Below are 19,689 nucleotides of genomic sequence, written 5' to 3' on the forward strand. Positions count from 1 at the left end.
GGCGCCGTCCGCGTCCAGTGCCAAGGATGCATCGCCGCATGGGAACGGGACGCATGGTCAGGCGGCGGCCTCTGCCTCGCCTTCACGGGCGGCGACGATCACGCGATCGCGGCCGCTCTGCTTGGCCTGCAGCAGTGCCGCATCCGCTGCGCGGACGAGCCGGCCGCCGGCAACATGAGTGGGCGTATTGGCGACGCCGATCGAGGCAGTGATGGCGCCCAGGGCACGGCCGTCATAAGCGAGATGCAGCGCGGCGATGCGCTGCCGAACCTGCTCGGCGAGATCGACCGCGCCGGCCGTGCCGACCGCAGGCAGTACCAGCAGGAACTCCTCGCCGCCGTAACGGAAGGCCAGCCCGCCATCATGGACGGCATCGCGCAGCACTGCCCCCACCTCCCGCAGCACCAGGTCGCCGGCGTCATGCCCGAACATGTCGTTGAAACGCTTGAAATGATCGACGTCGAGCATCACCGCGCTCACCGTCTGGTCGCTGCGTTCGGACTCGGCCAGCAGCAGATCGAGCATCGTATCCAGCTGGCGTCGGTTGGCGAGCCCCGTGAGCGGATCGGCCATCGCCATTTCGCGCAGCGCATCGCGCAGCCTGAGGCTGGCGACCGCGAGGCTGATATTCTCCGCAAGCATCTGCATATAGGTTTCCGGGGTCGCGGGTCCTTCGGCCGGGGCATCGGCTACAGGCTCGAAATAGAGCAGCCCCAGCGCCTCGCGCTGCGCGATCAGCGGCAGGCAAAGGCTGTCTATGACCATGCCCTCGATCCGGTCGAGATGATCGCAGGGCACGTCGATCATCGCGCCTTCGGGCCGATGGCTCGCTCCGCGACGCAGCGCCCAGCAGGCCATAGGCGTGAATTCGGAGCGTGAGTGCTGCGGCAACTTCCAGCGGCAGCGCTCGACCATCGCGTTGCGTTGACGATCGTGGAGATAGAGGATGCCGGACATGCCCGGCACGATCTCGGGCACGAAGCGCTGCACGACCTCGGTCAGGTCGCGCATCGTGTCGGCCCCCTGCAGCCGCTGCATCATCCGCGACAACAGGTCGCGCGTTACCCGATCGCCCTTTGCTTCCTCCTCCAGCCGCTGCCGTTCCAGGCCGTTCTCGCGGAAGATGCGGATCGCCTGGTGCATGTCGCCGATCTCGTCGATCTGTTCCGTCACGGGCATTTCGGCGGCATAATCCTGGGCGGCGAGACGGGTGACGACATCGCTCAACCGCACCACCGGCCGGAGCACGCGCAAGCGAATGATGAAGGCGAGCACGAAGATGAACAGCAGGCCGGTGACGACGAGCACGATTTCCGAGGTCGTCCGCCACAGCCGCGCAAAACCTGTGGCCTGGGCGACATCGGCATCGATCCGGCGGTTCAACCGGTCCTGGAAACGATCGACCAGCACCTCGACCCGATCGAGCTGCCGTTCATAGGGCGCGCCGAAAAGGATTGCGCGCGCCCGCACCTCGTCGCCCGATCGGTGGGCGTCGATCGCCGCCCGCTGCTCGCCATGCAAGGTCTCGGCAAGGCGCATTGCACCACGCACCGCCTCGATCTCGTCAACTCGCGCGCCGGCATCGCCCAGCCTGCGGATGCGGGCCTCGTCCGCGCGCAGTCGAGCGAATTCGCGATTATAGGTCTCAAGATCGGCAGCGTGGCCGGTGATGACATATTGGCGGGCATGTTCGCTGAGCGCGAAGGCTTCCTTGGCCAGATCAGCGCTCGCCTGATCGAGCCGCTCACGCTGCGCGACCACGGTGCGTTCGTGGTCCTGCGCGTTCGAGGCCAGCAGCATCGTCGTGCCCGACGCGAGCGTGAGCAGCAGGGTAGCACCATAAGCGAGGTTGGTGATCGTCGCGAGCCGCATGCGTCCTCATAGCGCATCGGGCACCGCAAAGCGTTAACGCCGAGCAGCCTTAGCGGCTCGCCTCCGCCTTTTCATCGACCGGCGCCCAGCCGAGCCCCAGCGCCTTCTGGAGCGCGACATAATCCGCCGTCATCGCCGCGGTCGCCTGGATCAGCGACTGATCGGCCGCCATGGCCTGCCGCTCCGCATCGAGCGCGTCGATCAATGTCACGGTGCCCCCGGCATAACGCTTGCGCATCAGCGCGGCGGTGCGTTCGGCCGTCGCCTTGCTGCGCGCCGCGCTGGCGACGGTCTGGCGGCGCGCGCCGAAGCGCGACAGCGCATCCTCGGCATCCTGCAGCGCGGTGAGCACCGCGCCGCGATACTGTGCGGCCGCCTCGTCACGCACGCCCTCCGCCTGGCCGATCTTGGCGGCGTTGCGGCCGAAATCGAGGATGTTCCACGAGAGTTGCGGTATCGCGAGCGCCGCGAGATTGTCGGGGTCGAGCGTGTCGCCGGGATCCGTGCCGCCGATGCCGATCAGCCCCATGAAGCTGATCCGCGGCAGCGCCGCCGCCTTGGCGGTGCCGATCTGCGCGGTGCTCTGGGCGAGCTGGCGCTCGGCGGCGCGCACGTCCGGCCGGCGCGCGATCAGCGCGGCGGGATCGCCCACCGGTACCGCGTCTGGCGGCAGTGGCACCGCCGCTGGTGCGATCAACAGCGCGTCGAGCGCGCCCGGCGCCTCTCCGACCAGCACCGCCAGCGCGTTGAGATAGGCATCGCGTTCGGCATTGAGCGGCAGCACCGCGGCGTCGCTTTGCTCAACCTGCCCGCGCAGTTGCTCCACCTGCAGTTCGGAGGCGGTACCGGCGGCTTGTCGCTGCTCGGTCAGCGCCAGCATCTTGCGCTGCATATCCGCAGACTGCCGCGCGAGGACGATGCGGTGCTGGCGATCACGCAGGTTCACATAGGCCTGCGCGACCTCGGCGGTGAGGCTGACCTGCGCATCGGCAAGATTGGCTTCGGCCGCTCCGATCGAGGCGCGTGCCGCTTCGAGCTGGCGGCGATGGCCACCGAACAGGTCGACCTCCCAGCTCGCGTCGAAGCCGAGGTTGTAGAACTGGACGTCGCTGTCGATCTCGGCGGATTCGCCACCGCTCCCACTGCCGAGATCGACGCCGGGGAGCTTGGCGAACACGCCCATCGCCTGGGCATTGGCGTTGGGTAGACCATCGGCACGCTCAAGCCGAAGCGCCGCACGCGCCTGCCGCAGCCGCGCCTGTGCGACGCCGAGATTGGGGTTCGCCGCCAGCGCGCGCCGCTCCAGCTCGTCGAGGGTGGGGTCGGCGAAGCCCATCCACCAGTTGGCGGCACCCGGTGCCGCTGGCTGCACGGCGGCATCGGCGCGCGCAAATCCCGCCAGCGGCGGCACCGCTCCGGCGGTCTCGGGGCCCTTGTACTCCGGCCCCACAGTGCAGCCGGCAAGCGCGGCCAGTGCAAGGAGCGAAACATATCTATGCATCAGCCAATGCCTCAGTGCATCGAGACCGACAGCCCCTTGGGCAGCGGACGCAGGAACAGGACGAGCGGCAGGACGATGAGGATGCCCATCGCCAGCAGCCAGAAAATATCGTTGTAAGTCATCACCAGCGCGTCGCGCTCGATCGTGCCGGCCAGCGACCGTAGTGCAGCGGCCGGCCCGCCCAGCGCATCGCCGAGGCCGGAGATATAATCCTGAACGCGCTGCGAATTGGCGTTCAGCGACTCCTCCATGCGGCGGCTGTGGAACCACACCCGTTGATCCTGCACTGTCGCAATCCCCGCCAAGGCCAGTGAACCACCGAGGTTGCGCGCGGAGTTGAACAGCCCGGCGGCATCGCCCGCTTCCTCCCGGCTCACCGCAGCGATCGCCGCCTGGTTGAGGAACAGGAAGGTCAGGATCGAGCCGACTCCGCGCATAAGCTGAGATTCGATGAAGTCGCTGCCGGTTGCGGTGGCGTTGAGCGCGGTGTCGACCCAGCAGCTGCCAGCCATGATCAGCATGCCGCAGGTGACGGCGATACGAATATCTACCCGGCGGATCAGGAAGGGCGTGAAGGGCATCAGCAACAGGCTGGGTATGCCTGAAACGAGCACGATCTGGCCAGATTGCAGCGCATTGTAATTGGCGATCGAGGCTAGGAACTGGGGGATCACAAAGGCCGTGCCATAGAGCACCATGCCCAGCACGATGCCCATCAGCACCACCGATCCGAACTGACGATCGAGCAGCAGCTTCAACCGGATCACCGGCCGTTCCGAAACGAACTGGCCCGCGAACAGCAGAACGAAGCCGATCGCGGCAACGATCGACAGTTCGATGATCTCGCGGCTCTGGAACCATTGCTCGCGCTGGCCTTCCTCCAGCACTACGGTGAGCCCCCCCAGCCCGAGCGCAAGGCCGGCGATGCCCAACCAGTCCGCACGCAACAGCTCCGAGAGGTGCGATTTCTGGTGCGGCAGGCCGACCAGCAGCAATGTGACCAGCACCATGCCCACCGGTAGGTTGAGGAAAAAGGCATAATGCCAGCTGACATTCTCGGTTAGCCAACCGCCGATCAATGGACCGAGCACGGGCCCCAGAATCGCGGTGACGCCGAAAAGCGCGGTCCCGATCGGTTGCTGCGATCTGGGCAAGCGCGTGGCGATGATCGTCATCGCGGTGGGGATCAGCGCGCCACCGGTGAAGCCCTGCCCCACCCGGCCGATGATCATCACCGTCAGATTGGTGGCGATGCCGCACACCATCGAGAAGCCGGTGAACAAGGTCGCCGCGATCAGCAGGAACGTCCTGAGCCCGAGCACCCGTTCGAGCCAGGCGGCGAGCGGGATGATGACGATCTCGGCAACCAGATAGGAAGTGGCGATCCAGGTGCCCTCGGTGCCGCTGGCGCCGATCTCGCCCTGGATCGTGGGCAGCGCTGAATTGACGATCGAGATGTCGAGCGTCGCCATCATCGCGCCAAGGCTACCCGCCGCCACCGCCATCCAGGCGGCCGCATCGGCGCGTTCGGGTGCGGGCTGCGCGGCGGTCACGCGGCCGGCATCAGCGGCCGCGGCGCTCATCGCCCCGCCCGCTCGTTATGCTTCTCCTGCTCCTCGCGGATGCGCTCCGCCGCCTCGCGCGCGGAACGGGTGTCGACGCTGACCTCCACCGACATCCCCGGCACCAGCAGCGCGCGCGTCTGCGGCCCGGCATTGATCGCGATGCGCACCGGCACACGCTGGACGATCTTGGTGAAATTGCCCGTGGCATTCTGCGGCGGCAGCACTGAGAATTCCGCTCCGGTACCCGGCGAGATGCTATCGACCTTACCGGGAATCTCGACGCCGGGCAGCGCATCGACCTCGACGATCACCGGCTGACCGGCCCGCATCAGCCCGACCTGGGTCTCCTTGAAGTTGGCCGTGATGTAGATCTTGTCGACCGGCACGATCGTCATCATCCGCGTCGCGGGCTGGACGAACTGGCCAAGCCGCACCGTCTTGTCGCCGACGCGGCCATCGACCGACGCGCGGATGATCGTCGCGCCGAGATCGGTGTTGGCGGCGTCGAGCTGCGCCCGGGCGCCCTCGCCCTGAGCCAAGGCCTGGCGAACCTGCGCGCGCAGCGTGCCGACGCGGCGTTCGGCGCTGGTCAGGGCGGCGCGCGCGGCGGCGACGCGGCTGTTCGCCTGCTTTGACTGGTTGCGCAGCGTCGAAAGCCGCTCGCGCGTTTCCGCGCCACTCTCTGCGAGCGGCGTGTAGCGGGTAACCTCGCCTGCCGCAAAGGCGGCATCTGCCTGCGCGGAGGAAAGTTCGGCGCGCGCCTGTGCGATCGTCGCCTGCTGCTCATCGATCTGCGCCTCGATCCCCGCAGCGTTGGCGCGCGCGACATCGATCTGTGCCTGCGACTGTGCGGCCTGCGCCCGATAGTCGCGCGCATCGATGCGCACGAGCGGCTGCCCCGCCTTCACGATCTGGTTGTCGGCAACCAGCACCTGTTCCACATAGCCGCCGACCTTGGGCGACACCGTCACACCGTCGGCCTGCAGATAGGCGTCGTTGGTTGATTCCTGATACTTGCCGTAGCTCTGGTAGCGGATGAACCAGAGAACCCCGCCCAGCAATATCGCGACGACGATCAGCAGCAGAACGATGCGCACCACCGGGCGCTTCAACGGCGATACCCGCCCGGTCTGCCCGCCATTTTCGCCCGACTCGGGCTTACCAGAAGTGTCCGCGACCATTCCCTAGACCTCGTGAGTCCCTGTGGTGCGCCGCAATGCACGCCGTTGCAGCATAACGCAACGCCATATAATGAGGGCCCTCATGAATCAGGCCGATGAAGATCTTCTGCGCCATTTATCCGTGCTGTATCAGCGGATGCGGCGGCATATGGACCAGCTCCTGGCGGGCCAGAGCGCCTCGCTCGCGCGGGTCAAGCTGCTGATGTACATCGCCGGCGAATGCGGCGCGGCGCGCGCTGCCGACATCGCCGACCTCTTCGGCCAAGCGCCCCGCACGGTCACCGAAGCCCTCGACGGGCTGGAGCGTGACGGCCTAATTCAGCGCACGCCCGACGCGGATGACCGGCGCGTGAAACGGCTCGCCATTACAGAGGCCGGTGCCGCCGCGGTCTCCGCCGCAGAGCCCATCCGGCGCAAGTTCGTCGAGGATTTCTTCCGAGTGCTGGACGAGGATGAACGCGCGCAATTCGATGGCCTGCTCGTCAAGCTGATCGGCGCGCTTGATCAGCCCTGAAGTGCCGCTACGGAATCGCCCTCGCGATGCAGCAAAACTTCCGCATCCAACCTCCGCATGTTAAAATGCACATTGCTGATCGCTTTAATAATGGTGACGGCAGGTTGGGAGAGACGTCATGGAACGACTCGACGCAGGTATTTGCCAGTGCGGCTTTGGCTTGCTCTGTTCCGCCAGTGCCGCGGCGCTTGCCCTGTTCGGCCTCGCTTTCGTCGCGCTGACCTGAACTGCCGGACGTGAAGCGAGCCGGCGTTCGCACCCGGCGGGCTCATCCCTGTAACCTGCAATCGGACCATGTCGCCGCGGGCGATCCTTGCGGATCGCCCTGCCGTCTTGCTCAGGCTGCGCGGGCGTATCGTGCCGCCGGGCTGGATCGAGAGAGGTTGGACAGCAACCGCTGGCGAGCGCCCTCATAGGCCTCCCAATCTGCGACGTCGGGCAGGGCCGGCAAGGTCACCAGTTCGCCCTGATCGAGCCCGCTCAGCGCCGCGTCGACCATGTCGTCCACGCTCATCACGATCTCGCCCGGCAGATGTTCCACCGGCGTGCCCGCGATCGACCAGAAATCGATTGCCGTGCCGCCCGGCAGCACCGCCTGCACGCGGATGCCGAATTCGCCAATTTTAGCGCCGGCGACTCGCTCTACGATGTGCATATCGTCTCGGAGCAGGGTGGACCGGTGCCGAGTTCGACCGGCATCGCCGTGATGACCGAGGACTGAACGGGCAGGTCTTCGACACGGTGCTGATCACGGGCGGCGTCGATGAGCCGATCCCGGCCCCGGCCATGCTTGATTTTGTGTGAAGGCGGCTGGCGGATACGCGGCGACTGGGGTCGATCTGCACTGGCGCGCTCATCCTCCCCAAGGCCGGTGTGCTCGAAGGGCGGCGTGCCACGACGCACTGGCTGATCGCGCGCGATCTTCAGGCGCGCTTACCCGCGATCAAGCTGGAAGAGGATTGCATCTTCATCGTCGATGGGTCGGTCTGGACCTCGGCGGGTATGACTGCGGGTGTCGATCTGGCGCTGGCGATGGTTGAAAAAGATATGGGCGCCGAACTCGCCCGATGGGTGTCGCAGAAGCTGGTGATGTATCACCGCCGCGGCGGCGGCCAGTCGCAGCACTCGGCGCTGCTCGAACTGCAGCCCCAGTCCGACCGGATCGAGAGCGCGATCGCCTATGCCAGGGGGGAACCTCGCCGCGACGCTTTCGGTCGAAGAGCTGGCGGAGGCGGCGCGTCTCAGCCCGCGCCAGTTCAGCCGCGCCTTCCGCGCCGAAACCGGCCAGTCGCCCGCCAAGGCAGTTGAGGCGATGCGGCTGGAAGCGGCGCGGGTGATGATGGAAACGACGCGCCATCCTGTCGACATCGTCGCCCGCGAGACCGGGTTCGCCGATCCCGAGCGGATGCGCCGCGCCTTCGTCCGCTCGTTCGGCCAGCCCCCGCAGACGATCCGCCGTGCCGCGCGCGGCAGCGCGATCGAGGCTTGACCCGCGCCCGCCTTCTCCATTCAACTGCCCCCACGAAAATTCAGGGGGAATCAGCAAGATGGATGAAGCCTCTTCGCCGCACGCCAGCCGCCGTGATCTGCTGCGCGGCGCAGCCGCCGGCGCAATGATGCTCGCGCCCGCCGCCGCGCACGCCGCCCGCGACGGCGATCTCGCCAAGGTGCAGGCCGCGATCCGCGGCGATCACGACGCCAATCTCAAGCGCCTGCGAGACTGGATTGCCCTCCCCACCATCGCCGCCGAGAGCCGCAACATCGAGGAGGGCTGCAACCATATGATGCAGCTCGCACGCGAGGCGGGCTTCCAGCAGGTCGAGCGCGTGCCGAGCAAAGGTATCCCAGGCGTGTTCGCGACCATGGACAATGGCGCGAAGACCACGCTCGGCCTCTACTTCATGTATGATGTGAAGCAGTTCGACCCGGCCGAATGGAGTTCCCCGCCGCTGGAAAGCAAGATCGTCGACCGGCCGGGCATGGGCAAGGTGCTGATAGGCCGTGGCGCGGTCAATCAGAAGGGCCCGGAATCGCTGGTGCTCGCCGCGCTCCACGGCTTTCACAAGGCGGGCGTCAAGCCGCCGGTCAACCTTGTGCTCGTGGCCGAGGGCGAGGAGGAGATTGGCTCCCCCAATTTCGCCGAGATCGTGCGCAGCCCGCGCGTGCTCGCCGCGCTGAAGAAGTGCAGCGGCATCATCATCCCGGCGAGTTGGCAATCGCCAGTCGATGGCGGGGTCTCGGTCAATCTCGGTGCCAAGGGCGTGATCGAGTTGGAACTGGTCGTCACCGGCGAAGCCTGGGGCCGCGGCCCGGCAAAGGACCTGCATTCGAGCAATAAGGCGATCGTCGACAGCCCCGCGTGGCGCCTGGTGCAAGCGCTGCAGACATTGGTCAGCGCCGACGGTAACACGCCCGCGATCGACGGCTGGTTCGACAAGGTCCGCCCGCTGACGCCGCGTGAAAAGGCGCTAATCGCCGATTCCGCCGCGAAGCGGGATCAGGCGCATGAGATGAAGCAGATGGGCGTCAGTCATTTCGTCGACGATCTGCCTTGGCAGCAGGCGCTGGAACGGCTCGCTGCAATGCCGACCGTCAATATTGAAGGTCTGGTTTCGGGCTATACCGGCCCCGGCGGCAAGACGATCCTGCCCGCACGCGCGGTCGCCAAGCTCGACATGCGGCTGGTGCCCAACCAGACCTATGAAGACTGCGTCGCCAAGATCAAGGCGCACCTCGCCAAGCGCGGGTTCGACGACATTGCCGTTAATGTCTCGGGCGGCTACGACCCGACCGAGACCGCCGAGGACTCGAAGCTCATCAAGGCGGAACTCGCCGCCTATCAGCGCGCTGGCATCAAGACCTCGATCTACCCCCGCCTCGCCGGCTCATGGCCAGGCTATGTCTTCACCTCGGCGCCCGTTTCGCTGCCCGCCGGCCAGTTCGGCTTCGGCCATGGCAGCGGCGCGCACGCGCCTGACGAGTATCTGGTGATCGAGAGCAGCAACCCCAAGGTGATGGGAATGGACGACGCCTCCGCCGCCTTCGCCGACTTCCTCTATCAGGTCGCGGTGATCGGCTGAGGAGTAGATGAGAAGCTGCTGCCGCGTTCGTGCCGCAGCAGCCATTCCTTGCGCCACAGCCCGCCGCCATAGCCGGTAAGCGCACCATTGGCGCCGACAAGGCGGTGGCAGGGGATGACAATTGCGATCGGGTTGGCACCATTGGCACGGCCCACGGCGCGCATCGCCTCCGGCCGGCCCATTTGCCGGGCTAGCGCACCATAGGATCGTGTCTCCCCGGGCGAGATTCGGCGCAGTTCGGCCCAGACTGCTTCGGTGAAAACGGAGCCGATCGGTGCCAGCGGCGTTTCGAACACGGCGGAACGTCCGGCGAAATAGGCGTCGAGCTCAGCGGCGACTTTCGCGATCGGTGGCGCCGCACCGAATTCGATCGCCGAGCGCATCGTTTGACGCAGCCGGGCGAGTTCGGCGGGCAGCACCTTGCGCTCGAGAAATTCGAGCATATGGAGCCGCGCCTCATCCGCCACCGCCAGCATCGCTCCGATCGGCGTCTCGATCCAGCCTGCCGAGAGCAGGATGGGCCCTTTCAGATGCGAAGGAATTTCCCGCACGAGCCGGCCGATGGCATCACGGGCATATCCATCGAAAACGTCAGGCTCGGTGGTCACGGGCACGCCTTCAGAAAGACGTCTGCCTATGCCGCAGCGCCCCGCCCCATGGCAATGATCTGGGGCGCGACAAGGCAGCCTGCAGTCAACGTCAACGCCAAGTCGACGATCAGGCCGATGCCGTCACCCCCTACCCCGCCGCGCACGCTGAGCTGGACGAGCACCGCTGCCACCAGCAGCACCGCGCCGCCGATCCGCCCGGCCCGTGACAATGACGCTGCGGAGACCTTTGTCAGCGCCGCGCCAAGGAAGGCGAGGGTCATGGCGCCCCAGAGCGCGAGCAACGCGACCTCTGGCACCATCGGCATCGCCACGCCGACGAGCGCGGCGGCCGCCAGCGCGGGCACCTGCCCCCAGACGGAGGCCGACCAGATCCGTTCCCAGGCGGGTGCCGGACGCCCCTTGTCGCGCCTGCGAGCGAGCCAGATCCACACCCGCTCGCGGCGAGCATGGTCATGCCGAGGCCCAGCAGGCCATAGGCGATCTTGACGATGCCGCCACCGAACCAGCCGAAATGCAACTGGCCGATTGCCCCCAATATCCGCTCGCCGAGATTATTCTCGCTCGCGCGTGCTGCATGATACAGGTTACCCGTCCGGTCGAAGCCATAGCTGTCCGTGTTCGATAGCCGGCTGCTCGTCGTCTGCACGTTGAACAGCGCGGCACCGCCTATCTCGGTCGGATGTTCGAGGGCGACGAATGTCACCCGGCCGCCCGGCACGCGGCTCGCGACCTCCGCGAACATCGGCCGTAGGTCGAGCATCGGCGCGGGGGCCGGATTGTCCCTGGGTTCGGGGGCGATGAACAGGCCATAGACCTTGTTGATATCGCCCTGAAACAAGGCGAGGCCGAGGACGCCGACGATCAGGGTCGTCAGGCCAAGCAGCGCGCCGGTGGTCGAGACGATCAGGTGGAAGGGCAACGCCCAGATGCCGATGCGATTGTGCAGATCGGCCTGCTCCAGCCGCCGCGATCCGCCGAGCCGCAGGTGGAAGGCATCGCGGAAGACACGCGGATGCGCGAGTACGCCCGAAATAAGCGAGGAGAGCAGGGCAACGCCGGTCAGCCCGACCAGGAAGGCGCCCCAGGTGCGTGGCAGATGAAGCTGGATATGGAGCGCGAGCAGGAATTCCGTCCAGGGAGACGGAGCCTCGGCGACGAGCCGGCCCATGCCGTCTGCCACCCATTTGCGATCATCGTCGCCTGCATCCACATTGATCAGCAGCCAGGGCTGATCGGGGAGTCCGGGCCAGATATAGACATGTTCGAGTTCCGGCCCCGCGCGCGCCACAGCCTCCGCGGCCGCTGCCTGCACCGCGGCCGGCGCAGGGATCGACACCAGCGGAGCCAGCGGATTCTCCCACCGCTCGAACTCATGCTTGAACACCGCGACCGTGCCGCTGAGGCAGACCAGATAGATCGCGGCGGCAAAGGCCAGCCCGAGCGAACTATGGCCCTTGAGCACCGCACGAACGAAGCCTGCCGGAACGCGCGAGAGCAAGGGCTTGCGCTTCGCAGTGGGTTGCGGCGCGGGCGCCGCAGCGGTGCGCGATGCCGAACGATCCGTCATGCAAATCCTCTGAGCACGGAGAGCCCGAAGCCAAGCAGCGGGGTGCCGACCAGCACCGCGGTTGCGCGCAGGATACGGTCGTCTGCCAAGGTCCACGCCATCGCCCCGCCCCATAGCACTGGGACCAGCAGGGCACCGATCAGCAACCGGGTCTGCGGCTCGCCAGGCACCCAGACGGCCCAGGCGATGCCGAGCGCCATTGCCGCGATCATGCCGATCGGCCCGGCAAGCAGCCAGCGCAGCAAGCCGCGCCAGGCGGTCGATGGACGTTCGCTGGGTTCGGGCGCCAGACTATCCCGCCCGCCCCGCCCGGCCCGCGCCTGCCGCATCTCGGCCCCTGTCGCCACGACGATCAGCGCGCCGACCGAGACGAGCGCGAGCGAAATAAACGGGCCGCGCGCTTCGCCGATCAAGAAGCTCGGCCATACGAGGCTGATGGCGATTATCGACCAGCCCGCCAGCCGCTCGGGGCCGCCGGCATCAACCGGCGCGCGCCACGCCTGCCGCAGCAGCCACGCACCCGCGGCGCCGCCCGCGATCATCACCGCCGCCGAGGCAAGCAAGGACGAGCCCGTAATCAGAACCGTCCCTCCAGCAGCGCCCCTACCGGTTTCGGGCCACCCAAAAACGCTAAGCCGCGTGCGCCATCGTCGTGTCGATCATGGCGGTCGCGAACAAATTGTTGGCGAGCAGCGAGATGCCGTGATGCCCGGCGCGATGGAATTAGGGTCTCATCTAATGCGAGTCAATCGCATCAACGTGCAGTTACAGTTGACAGCCTCCCGGCCCCACCGGCGCCTCGATCAGCGCCGCCGGTTCAATGAGCCCTGAAGGGTGCGGCACGATCTTGTCCTGATCCTGCGGCGTGAAGCGCTCTCCATAGCGTGCGTGGAGCAACCGCAAATCGGCGCGCGGGCGGCCCGCCAGCGCGTTGAGCGCCGTGTTGGCCACCCGCACCTCGATGCGATTGTTGCCCGACTTCAGCGCCCGGCTGATATCCAGCCGATAGGGCGGTGCCCACAGGCTGCCGATCCTTTCGCCATTGACGATAATGATCGCGGCGTCGCGCACCGGCGCATCGATCGCGGCTACCGGACGCGATGCACGTGCCCCTTCGGCCACCGACCGGACGGCGCCGAGATCAAGCGCGACGCAGCGTCCGGCCAACGGTCCATCGACCCGAATGGTGCGGCGATAAATGGCCGTTCCGGAGGTGTAGCGCTGCGCGGGATCGTCCGCCCATGAAGCGAAGCGGGCGAGCGGACGCTCGGCGCCGCCACCGATTGCGAAGGTCCAGCCATCGGCGAGAACGCGCCGCGTTTCGGCCGGCGGAGGCGACGCCGCGATGGCCGGCCTGGGCGCATTGGCGAAGACGAGCAGGCGCGATTGATAGGGCGCGAGATCCAGCGCGATTTCGCCGCTGCCGGCCGGACGGCGCGCGCCGGTCATCGGATCCCACCATTCGCCGGCGCCATGATCGCCGGCGAAGCGGGCGCGGGTGCTGACCGGACGATTGCCGGTATTGGCGATGAAATAGACATCGCCCGTCGCCAGCCGGCGATGAACGAAGCCGATCGCGGCATCGGGCGCCACGAGCCGCATGTCGGCTCCGATCGCCGCTCCGATTGCATTGCGGGTGCCATCGACCGGCACCGTCCGAACGTCTCGCGACGAAGCCAGCCGCCGGGTCAGCCGCTGCACCGCCGCCCGCTGCGCCGCATCGCGCAATCCGCCGGCACTGCCGGGCAGCGCATCCACCACGACCAGCTTGCCTCCCCGCGCCACCCAGGCGGCGATCACGGCATAGGCGTCGGGATCGATCCGCGTCATGCGCGGCAGCACCAGCAGCTTGTGCCGCATGCCCAGCGTGCGCAACGCGCCGGCATCGACGAAGTCGAAACCCTGCCCGGCATCGAGCACCTGCCCCACCAGAGTATCCGACACGCGTTCGTGCATCGTCTCGTTCGCCGAGGCCTTGTCCGGCGTCATCGCCGCGAACGCATCCTCGATCGGCAGATAGATCGCGACCTGGTTGGCCGCTTCCCCTTGCCGCAGCAGGTGCGACACGCGCTGCAGATAGCGCGACACGTCATGCATCACCGCATACCAGGGATTGTGATCGTTGAGCGCGGCGGCGGCGTAGAACGCCCAGCCCGGCTCGGATACACCAGGCGGCGTGTAGGGCCAGCCATGGCCGATCAACTGCGTCACCCCCTGCAGGAAATGGCGATCGGCCTCCACCTTCATATCGAGCGGCGTCGCCGCCCACGAAGGCGAATGCAGCCAAGTCCACACCTCTGACGAGGCCACCGGCTTGCCATAGAGATGCGCACCCGACGTCGCCCAGCGCGTGGAGGTGAAGCTGCGCCAGTCGGCCCCCTCCCCCTCCGGCAGCGCGACCAGCGCGTTGCTCGACAGGGTCGGCGGCGGAAAGCCGTAGACCTGCGCGCGAAAGCGCATGCCGCGCGCCTTCGCCCATGCGTCGATGCGGCGCAGATAGCGCTCGTCGACCAGTTCGGAGAGGGTGAGCGCCCAGTCGAATCGCACGCTTTCGCTCTCGGGGGTGGCGAGGAACAGCGATGACAGATGCGCCATCAGGTCATAGCCGCGGCGACGGCGGAATTCGGCGGGCAGATCCCCGGTCCAGCTCGATCCATAGGCTTCGAGGCTGTCGGAAAAGAAGGCGTCGGGCGGCGGCGCGCCGGCGAAAGCCTGCATCAGCCGATCGCCCACCGTCTCCAGATGGTTGGCCACGGCGGCGGGATCGACATGATCGAGCACATAGCCCTCCGCGCCCAGCGCGGCGCGCTTGACCTGCTGGCCGGTGCGACCAGCGACGAAGACCAGCGCCTCGCGCGGTTCGGCACTGGCGGCAACGGGCACCCGCGGCGCGTCGATCGCGAGCGGCACGAGCGGGCGATCCGCCGTCCGCGCCGCGCCGGCCGGCCCGATCGCCGCGCTGAGCACAGTCTCGCCCGGCCCCACCGCCGGCAACATCACCATCGTCGCGCCAGCCGGCACCGGCACGCGCTGCATGCGGATGGCGGCGGCCGCCTGGGTCACCGGGATATGCGGCCCGCCGAAGGGCCAGCCGCTGCCACCGGTCACGTCGATGCGCATGCCCTCGGCGCGCGCGGTCTCGCCGGCGTGGCGCAGCGCGGCGATGAACGCGTCCGAGAGGAAAGGCCGGTTGACCAGCCCCGGCACGCCGCCATCGGGCGCCATCGGATAGACGGCCTGCACCTCGAACCCGCCGATGCCACCGGCCTTCATCGCGCGGATCTCGCGATCGATTTCCGCGTCGGTCACCGCCGGCCCGAACCACCACCAGCGCATCATCGGCCGCGCCTCGGCGGGCGGGTTCTGGAAGTCGTGCCAGAGCGGATCGTCGGGTGAGCCGCCCTGCTGGCGAGCCTGCGCCGGCACCGTCGCCAGCGCAGCCAAAATGAGTAAGGGCAGCCCCCTCATGCGATTGCGCGCAATCCCCAACACCCTCTCCCTCCCCGCACGATCATCTTGATGTGCGGGAGCATCCCTTAAATTGGTACGTCAAATCAATATGTGGGCGTCAGATCAGAGCAACGCCATTTCGACCGCCGCTTCGGCGTGGATCGTGGTGGTATCGAACAGCGGCACAAAGCTGTCCTCAGGCTTCACCAGCAGCATGATCTCCGTACATCCCAGAATCACCGCCTCCGCGCCACGCGCGACGAGCCGGGCGATCACGGCGCGATAGGCATCACGCGATTCCGGCCGGACAATGCCGGCGACCAGCTCCTCATAAATGATGCGATGGACGGTCGCCCGATCGCCATCGTCGGGCACGAGCACATCCAGTCCATGATGCCGGGCAAGGCGCCCACGGTAGAAATCCTGCTCCATCGTGAAGGCCGTACCCAGCAGGCCGACGCGCTTCAGCCCCGCCGCCCCGATCCGCGCAGCGGTGGGATCGGCGATATGGAGCAGCGGCACGGTGACAGCATCCTCGATCGCCCCCGCCATCAGATGCATCGTGTTGGTACAGATCAGCAGCAGGTCGGCACCGGCTACCGCCAATCGCCGGGCGGCGTCGATCATCAGCGCGGTCAGCGCCGTCCAGTCCCCCGCATGCTGCAACCGCTCGATCTCCGAGAAATCGAAGGACCAGAGGATGCAGCGCGCCGAGGCTGTGGGGCCGATCCGGTCACGCACGCCCTGGTTGATGATACGATAATATTCGGCCGAGCTTTCCCAACTCATGCCGCCGATAAGCCCGATCGTCTTCATGTGCCTCGTCGCGCCGGTTCGATCCGCCGCATGCGTTCAGTATCGCCAGCCCCGCGGATGCTCAGTCACATTGTTCCCGAGATCGATCATCACCTCGTCGACATAGCACCAGCCCCAAGGGTCGGGCGGATCATAGCTTTCCATCACCGGATGTCCGGTCGCGTGGAAATGCTTGGTCGCATGGCGGTTGGGAGAATCGTCGCAGCAGCCGACATGGCCGCAGACGCGACATATCCGCAGATGCACCCAGCGGCCGCCGCTCGCGAGGCATTCCTCGCAGCCGTCTGCACTGGGGCTGACGTCGGCGAACTGATCGAGGTGGCTGCATCCGCTCATGCACAGGAAAGTTGCGCAACAAGCAGGTGATTGCAACACGACTTCGGCATAGGTTCTGCACATGGCCGATGCAGAATCGCCTCCGCTCGATCCGTCCGATCCCTATTTCCGGGAGGCACAGACCTTTCCCGTGCTGCCGCGCGAGATGGTCGCGCGGATTTCCGCCTACGGCCGCGAGGAATCGGTTGCCGACGGCACCTATGTGTTCGAGCGCGGCCAGCGGCGCAGCGATTTCTTCCTGGTGATCGAAGGCGCGATAGACATCCTCACCTTCGACGATTGCGGCCGCAGCCAGTTGCTCCATTCCCACCATGCCGGCCAGTTCACGGGCGAGGTCAATCTGTTCAACGACCGCAAGACGCTGGTCAGCGGACGCGCCACCGGCGACACCCGCGTCGCGCGCATCGGCCCTGCCGATTTCAGCCGGATGATCGCGGCCGAACCCGATATCGGCGAAATCCTCATGCGTGCCTTCATCCTGCGGCGCGTCGGATTGATCCGCCGCCAGCACGGCGGCGTCACCTTGATCGGCCCGGCCCACGGCGCGGCGATGGTGCGGCTGAACGCCTTCCTGACACGCAACAACTATCCCCATCGCGTGATCGACACCGAGACGGATGAGACCGGCGAGGGTTTTCTCGGCTATTTCGGCATCGGCGCCGCCGATCTGCCGGTGGTGCTGTGCGACGGCCATGTGCTGCGGAACCCCGCCAATCACGAACTCGCCGATTGCCTTGGCCTGTCGATCGAGATCGATCCCGATTTTATCCATGACGTGACGGTGGTCGGCGCCGGCCCAGCAGGGCTGGCCGCGGCGGTCTATGCCGCGTCCGAAGGACTTTCGACCTTGATCGTCGAGGGCACCGCGCCCGGCGGGCAGGCCGGCACCAGTTCCAAGATCGAGAATTATCTCGGCTTTCCCACCGGCATTTCCGGCGAGGCGCTCGCGGGCCGTGCCCAAATGCAGGCGCAGAAATTCGGCGCGCGCATCGCCGTGTCGCGGGAGGTCGTGTCGCTCGATTGCAGCACCGAGATCTACAAGCTGACCTTGGCGGATGGCGCCACCATCCAGTCCCGTGCCGTCGTCGTCGCGACCGGCGCACGCTACCGCAAGCTCGACCTGCCCGATTATGACCGGTTCGAGGGATCGGGCATCCACTACGCCGCCACCGCGATGGAAGCGGCCCTCTGCGCGAACCGCCCGGTGGTGGTGGTGGGCGGCGGCAATTCGGCGGGACAAGCGGCGATGTTCCTGTCGCGCAGCGTGTCGCACGTCCACATGCTAGTGCGCGGCCCCGGGCTTGCCGAGACGATGTCCAACTATCTGATCGAGCGCATCGACGCGTCGCGCCAGATCACCCTCCATCCCTATTGCGAGCTCACCGCGCTCGAAGGCGATGCGCACCTCTCCGCGATCCGCTGGCGCGATCGCCAGACGGGTAAAGAGATCCGGCAGGAAGCCGCCGCGCTGTTCGTGATGATCGGCGCCGCCCCCAACACCGGCTGGCTCACCGGCTGCCTCGATTTCGACGAATACGGCTTCATCCCGACCGGCACCGGGCGTTCACCCTATGAGACCAAGAGCGCTGGCCTGTTCGCGGTAGGCGACGTCCGCAGCGGATCGGTGAAGCGCGTCGCCTCTGGCGTTGGCGAGGGATCGGTGGTCGTGCAATCGATCCACCGGTTCCTGGAGGAGCGGCGAAGGACGGAGACCTAGTTGGCAGCCAACGGCCGCAAAGCCTTGAGCACAGCATTGGCGACCGCGGCCGCCGGGGCGTCACCGGTAAGCGCCACCGCGACGATCACGCGATCAGCGGGCGCATATGCGATTATCGCGCTTGCGCCGGGAGAGCCCCCGGCATGGCCTATCCACATGCCGCTGCGGCCAGCATCGCAGAAATCCTGCACCATGACGTCAAGGCCATAGAAGGTTCCGGCATTGAACATCGGATAGAGCGTCGCGAACATCGTATCGACGGTTTCCGGCCGAAGCAGCCTTCCGCCCAGCAGCGCGCGCCACAGGCGCAGCATGTCAACCGGGCTCGCGGCGATCGGCCCGCCCGCGCCTGCATCCCAGGGCTGGGTCATCGCACTCGCCAGCATCCGTGCGCTCGTCGGCGCCGCAACTTCCGGTCGCGATACGCCGGGCCGTAGCGCGATTGTGCCGCAAAGCCCGATCGGCAGCAGGAAGCGCGATTCGATCGCGTTGGCCAGGGGCCGGCGATCGACCGCCTGGACGATCATCACCGCGTTCCGCTGGCTCTCCGAAGAAACCCGGCGCGTTGTTGCCGGCAAGCGTTCATTCGCGGTCGAGCGAACGAGTCCATCCTGTATTGTGCGCTGACGCCGCTGACCAGGCGAGCGAATCGCTAATGACGTACAGCAACGGTTCATCGCCGGGGCTCTGTACCCCCGACACCGACATTGATTCATAGCAGCCAACGGTTGCTACCGCTACCAACGGCGCACCACGGTGACCAAATCGTGATAGTTGTCCTAAGGGCGGCGTCCTCCCTTGCCCGCTCGACTTGCATCGAGCGAACGCCGATGCTAACCGCCCCGCGACCGAGATCGGGGGCGCGCTTGCGGCCCCCTTTCGGCGTAGGTCGACATTTCCGGTTCGAAGAGGGGCAACGGACGCGTGGAGAATTCCGGCGGCATTCAGGCTAGCTTGGCGGGGCGTTATGCCACCGCGCTTTTCGATCTTGCGCGCGACCAGAATCAGATCGCCGTCGTCGAGGGGAGCCTGGCGACGCTGCGCGCGGCGCTGGCCCAGTCCGACGACTTTCGCCAGCTGACCACCAGCCCGCTCGTCTCGCGCAGCGCGGCCGGCCGGGCGGTGACCGCCGCGGCCCGCGAGATGGGCATCGATGCGTTGACGGTGAACTTCCTCGGCGTGCTCGCCTCCAACCGGCGCCTCTCGGCGCTTGGCGACATCTCGCGCGCCTTTGGCCAGCTTGCCGCCGCCTATCGCGGCGAGGCGAGCGCGCAGGTCACCTCCGCCCACCCGCTGACCGACGACCAGGTCGACGCGCTCAAGGCGCAGTTGAAGGCTCGCGTCGGTCGTGACGTTTCCGTCGACCTTACCGTCGATCCCGCAATCCTCGGCGGGCTCATCGTCAGGATCGGCTCGCAGATGATCGATTCCTCGATCCGCACCCGTCTGAACACCCTCGCGCACGCGATGAAAGGCTGA

18 protein-coding genes and 1 pseudogene are annotated in these 19,689 nt (G+C 67.0%); 6 read left to right on the forward strand and 13 right to left on the reverse strand.

Annotated features, from left to right (window positions below; genetic code table 11):
- Positions 1–57: 57 nt before the first annotated feature.
- The 4 genes from FHS96_RS07840 to FHS96_RS07855 are packed head-to-tail and all read right to left on the reverse strand — an operon-like array spanning position 58 to position 6,119.
- Positions 58–1,872 (reverse strand): diguanylate cyclase, encoded by a 1,815-nt coding sequence (locus tag FHS96_RS07840; RefSeq protein WP_429588924.1) that lies wholly within the window; start codon positions 1,870–1,872, stop codon positions 58–60.
- A 49-nt stretch (positions 1,873–1,921) separates the two neighbouring features.
- On the reverse strand, positions 1,922–3,373 hold the full coding sequence (locus FHS96_RS07845) for an efflux transporter outer membrane subunit (protein WP_429588926.1): 1,452 nt from the start codon (positions 3,371–3,373) through the stop codon (positions 1,922–1,924).
- 11 nt (positions 3,374–3,384) lie between these two features.
- A complete protein-coding gene (locus FHS96_RS07850; RefSeq protein ID WP_429588927.1) occupies positions 3,385–4,956 on the reverse strand; it encodes an MDR family MFS transporter in 1,572 nt (523 codons plus the stop codon).
- On the reverse strand, positions 4,953–6,119 hold the full coding sequence (locus tag FHS96_RS07855; protein ID WP_429588929.1) for an HlyD family secretion protein: 1,167 nt from the start codon (positions 6,117–6,119) through the stop codon (positions 4,953–4,955). The genes FHS96_RS07850 and FHS96_RS07855 overlap by 4 nt, the downstream gene beginning before the upstream one ends.
- An 82-nt stretch (positions 6,120–6,201) precedes the next feature.
- Between FHS96_RS07855 and FHS96_RS07860 the strand changes: the two genes are divergently transcribed.
- A complete protein-coding gene (locus FHS96_RS07860; protein ID WP_429588931.1) occupies positions 6,202–6,633 on the forward strand; it encodes a MarR family winged helix-turn-helix transcriptional regulator in 432 nt (143 codons plus the stop codon).
- 337 nt (positions 6,634–6,970) lie between these two features.
- On the opposite strand, the gene FHS96_RS07865 is transcribed toward FHS96_RS07860, so the two are convergent.
- The gene (locus FHS96_RS07865; RefSeq protein WP_429588933.1) at positions 6,971–7,288 is read right to left on the reverse strand and encodes a hypothetical protein; all 318 of its coding nucleotides are present in this window, start codon (positions 7,286–7,288) and stop codon (positions 6,971–6,973) included.
- Between the two features lie 218 nt (positions 7,289–7,506).
- On the opposite strand from FHS96_RS07865, the pseudogene FHS96_RS07870 reads away from it, so the two are divergent.
- The 3 genes and pseudogenes from FHS96_RS07870 to FHS96_RS07880 form a co-directional block, all read left to right on the forward strand.
- A pseudogene (locus FHS96_RS07870) lies at positions 7,507–7,614 on the forward strand (GlxA family transcriptional regulator); the annotation flags it as partial.
- Positions 7,615–7,813: 199 nt separating this feature from the next.
- Entirely contained in the window at positions 7,814–8,122 is a 309-nt protein-coding gene (locus FHS96_RS07875) for a helix-turn-helix domain-containing protein (RefSeq protein WP_429588934.1), read from the forward strand.
- Between the two features lie 58 nt (positions 8,123–8,180).
- Entirely contained in the window at positions 8,181–9,713 is a 1,533-nt protein-coding gene (locus FHS96_RS07880; protein WP_429588936.1) for a M20/M25/M40 family metallo-hydrolase, read from the forward strand.
- Here the strand turns inward: FHS96_RS07880 and FHS96_RS07885 are convergent.
- The 7 genes from FHS96_RS07885 to FHS96_RS07915 form a co-directional block, all read right to left on the reverse strand.
- Positions 9,692–10,321 carry a methylated-DNA--[protein]-cysteine S-methyltransferase gene (locus FHS96_RS07885; protein ID WP_429588938.1) on the reverse strand — a complete coding sequence of 210 codons (630 nt, stop codon included), beginning with the start codon at positions 10,319–10,321 and terminating at the stop codon, positions 9,692–9,694. The two genes, FHS96_RS07880 and FHS96_RS07885, sit on opposite strands and share 22 nt — an antisense overlap.
- Positions 10,322–10,347: 26 nt before the next feature.
- Positions 10,348–10,584, reverse strand: a complete 237-nt coding sequence (locus FHS96_RS07890; protein WP_429588940.1) for a hypothetical protein — start codon at positions 10,582–10,584, stop codon at positions 10,348–10,350.
- Entirely contained in the window at positions 10,581–11,891 is a 1,311-nt protein-coding gene (locus FHS96_RS07895; RefSeq protein WP_429588942.1) for a PepSY-associated TM helix domain-containing protein, read from the reverse strand. Before FHS96_RS07895 ends, FHS96_RS07890 begins: the two co-directional genes overlap by 4 nt.
- Positions 11,888–12,433, reverse strand: coding sequence for a hypothetical protein (locus tag FHS96_RS07900; protein WP_429588944.1), 546 nt, complete (start codon positions 12,431–12,433; stop codon positions 11,888–11,890). Before FHS96_RS07900 ends, FHS96_RS07895 begins: the two co-directional genes overlap by 4 nt.
- A gap of 223 nt (positions 12,434–12,656) precedes the next feature.
- Positions 12,657–15,380, reverse strand: a complete 2,724-nt coding sequence (locus tag FHS96_RS07905) for a glycosyl hydrolase (RefSeq protein ID WP_429588946.1) — start codon at positions 15,378–15,380, stop codon at positions 12,657–12,659.
- An 84-nt stretch (positions 15,381–15,464) separates the two neighbouring features.
- Positions 15,465–16,157: an aspartate/glutamate racemase family protein gene (locus tag FHS96_RS07910; RefSeq protein WP_429588947.1), complete on the reverse strand. Its 693-nt coding sequence runs from the start codon at positions 16,155–16,157 to the stop codon at positions 15,465–15,467.
- A 36-nt stretch (positions 16,158–16,193) separates the two neighbouring features.
- Positions 16,194–16,493, reverse strand: a complete 300-nt coding sequence (locus FHS96_RS07915) for a UBP-type zinc finger domain-containing protein (protein WP_429588949.1) — start codon at positions 16,491–16,493, stop codon at positions 16,194–16,196.
- 61 nt (positions 16,494–16,554) lie between these two features.
- Between FHS96_RS07915 and FHS96_RS07920 the strand changes: the two genes are divergently transcribed.
- Positions 16,555–18,210 carry an FAD-dependent oxidoreductase gene (locus tag FHS96_RS07920; protein WP_429588951.1) on the forward strand — a complete coding sequence of 552 codons (1,656 nt, stop codon included), beginning with the start codon at positions 16,555–16,557 and terminating at the stop codon, positions 18,208–18,210.
- Here the strand turns inward: FHS96_RS07920 and FHS96_RS07925 are convergent.
- Positions 18,207–18,737 carry a serine hydrolase gene (locus FHS96_RS07925; protein WP_429588953.1) on the reverse strand — a complete coding sequence of 177 codons (531 nt, stop codon included), beginning with the start codon at positions 18,735–18,737 and terminating at the stop codon, positions 18,207–18,209. The two genes, FHS96_RS07920 and FHS96_RS07925, sit on opposite strands and share 4 nt — an antisense overlap.
- 397 nt (positions 18,738–19,134) lie before the next feature.
- Here FHS96_RS07925 and FHS96_RS07930 point away from each other — a divergent pair, with 397 nt between their 5' ends.
- Positions 19,135–19,689 (forward strand): F0F1 ATP synthase subunit delta, encoded by a 555-nt coding sequence (locus tag FHS96_RS07930; protein ID WP_429588954.1) that lies wholly within the window; start codon positions 19,135–19,137, stop codon positions 19,687–19,689.

The sequence above is a fragment of the Sphingomonas zeicaulis genome (assembly GCF_050433225.1).
In the GTDB taxonomy this organism is placed as follows: domain Bacteria; phylum Pseudomonadota; class Alphaproteobacteria; order Sphingomonadales; family Sphingomonadaceae; genus Sphingomonas_D; species Sphingomonas_D zeicaulis.

Excerpts from the sequence above, each read along its gene's own strand:
- FHS96_RS07865 (WP_429588933.1), bottom strand. The coding sequence starts at position 7,288 with ATGCACATCGTAGAGCGAGTCGCCGGCGCTAAAATTGGCGAATTCGGC.
- FHS96_RS07895 (WP_429588942.1), bottom strand. The coding sequence starts at position 11,891 with ATGACGGATCGTTCGGCATCGCGCACCGCTGCGGCGCCCGCGCCGCAA.
- FHS96_RS07850 (WP_429588927.1), bottom strand. The coding sequence starts at position 4,956 with ATGAGCGCCGCGGCCGCTGATGCCGGCCGCGTGACCGCCGCGCAGCCC.
- FHS96_RS07910 (WP_429588947.1), bottom strand. The coding sequence starts at position 16,157 with ATGAAGACGATCGGGCTTATCGGCGGCATGAGTTGGGAAAGCTCGGCC.
- FHS96_RS07860 (WP_429588931.1), top strand. The coding sequence starts at position 6,202 with ATGAATCAGGCCGATGAAGATCTTCTGCGCCATTTATCCGTGCTGTAT.
- FHS96_RS07880 (WP_429588936.1), top strand. The coding sequence starts at position 8,181 with ATGGATGAAGCCTCTTCGCCGCACGCCAGCCGCCGTGATCTGCTGCGC.
- FHS96_RS07875 (WP_429588934.1), top strand. The coding sequence starts at position 7,814 with ATGCCAGGGGGGAACCTCGCCGCGACGCTTTCGGTCGAAGAGCTGGCG.
- FHS96_RS07855 (WP_429588929.1), bottom strand. The coding sequence starts at position 6,119 with ATGGTCGCGGACACTTCTGGTAAGCCCGAGTCGGGCGAAAATGGCGGG.
- FHS96_RS07925 (WP_429588953.1), bottom strand. The coding sequence starts at position 18,737 with ATGATCGTCCAGGCGGTCGATCGCCGGCCCCTGGCCAACGCGATCGAA.
- FHS96_RS07920 (WP_429588951.1), top strand. The coding sequence starts at position 16,555 with ATGGCCGATGCAGAATCGCCTCCGCTCGATCCGTCCGATCCCTATTTC.
- FHS96_RS07840 (WP_429588924.1), bottom strand. The coding sequence starts at position 1,872 with ATGCGGCTCGCGACGATCACCAACCTCGCTTATGGTGCTACCCTGCTG.
- FHS96_RS07900 (WP_429588944.1), bottom strand. The coding sequence starts at position 12,433 with ATGATCGCGGGCGGCGCCGCGGGTGCGTGGCTGCTGCGGCAGGCGTGG.
- FHS96_RS07890 (WP_429588940.1), bottom strand. The coding sequence starts at position 10,584 with ATGACCCTCGCCTTCCTTGGCGCGGCGCTGACAAAGGTCTCCGCAGCG.
- FHS96_RS07845 (WP_429588926.1), bottom strand. The coding sequence starts at position 3,373 with ATGCATAGATATGTTTCGCTCCTTGCACTGGCCGCGCTTGCCGGCTGC.
- FHS96_RS07915 (WP_429588949.1), bottom strand. The coding sequence starts at position 16,493 with ATGAGCGGATGCAGCCACCTCGATCAGTTCGCCGACGTCAGCCCCAGT.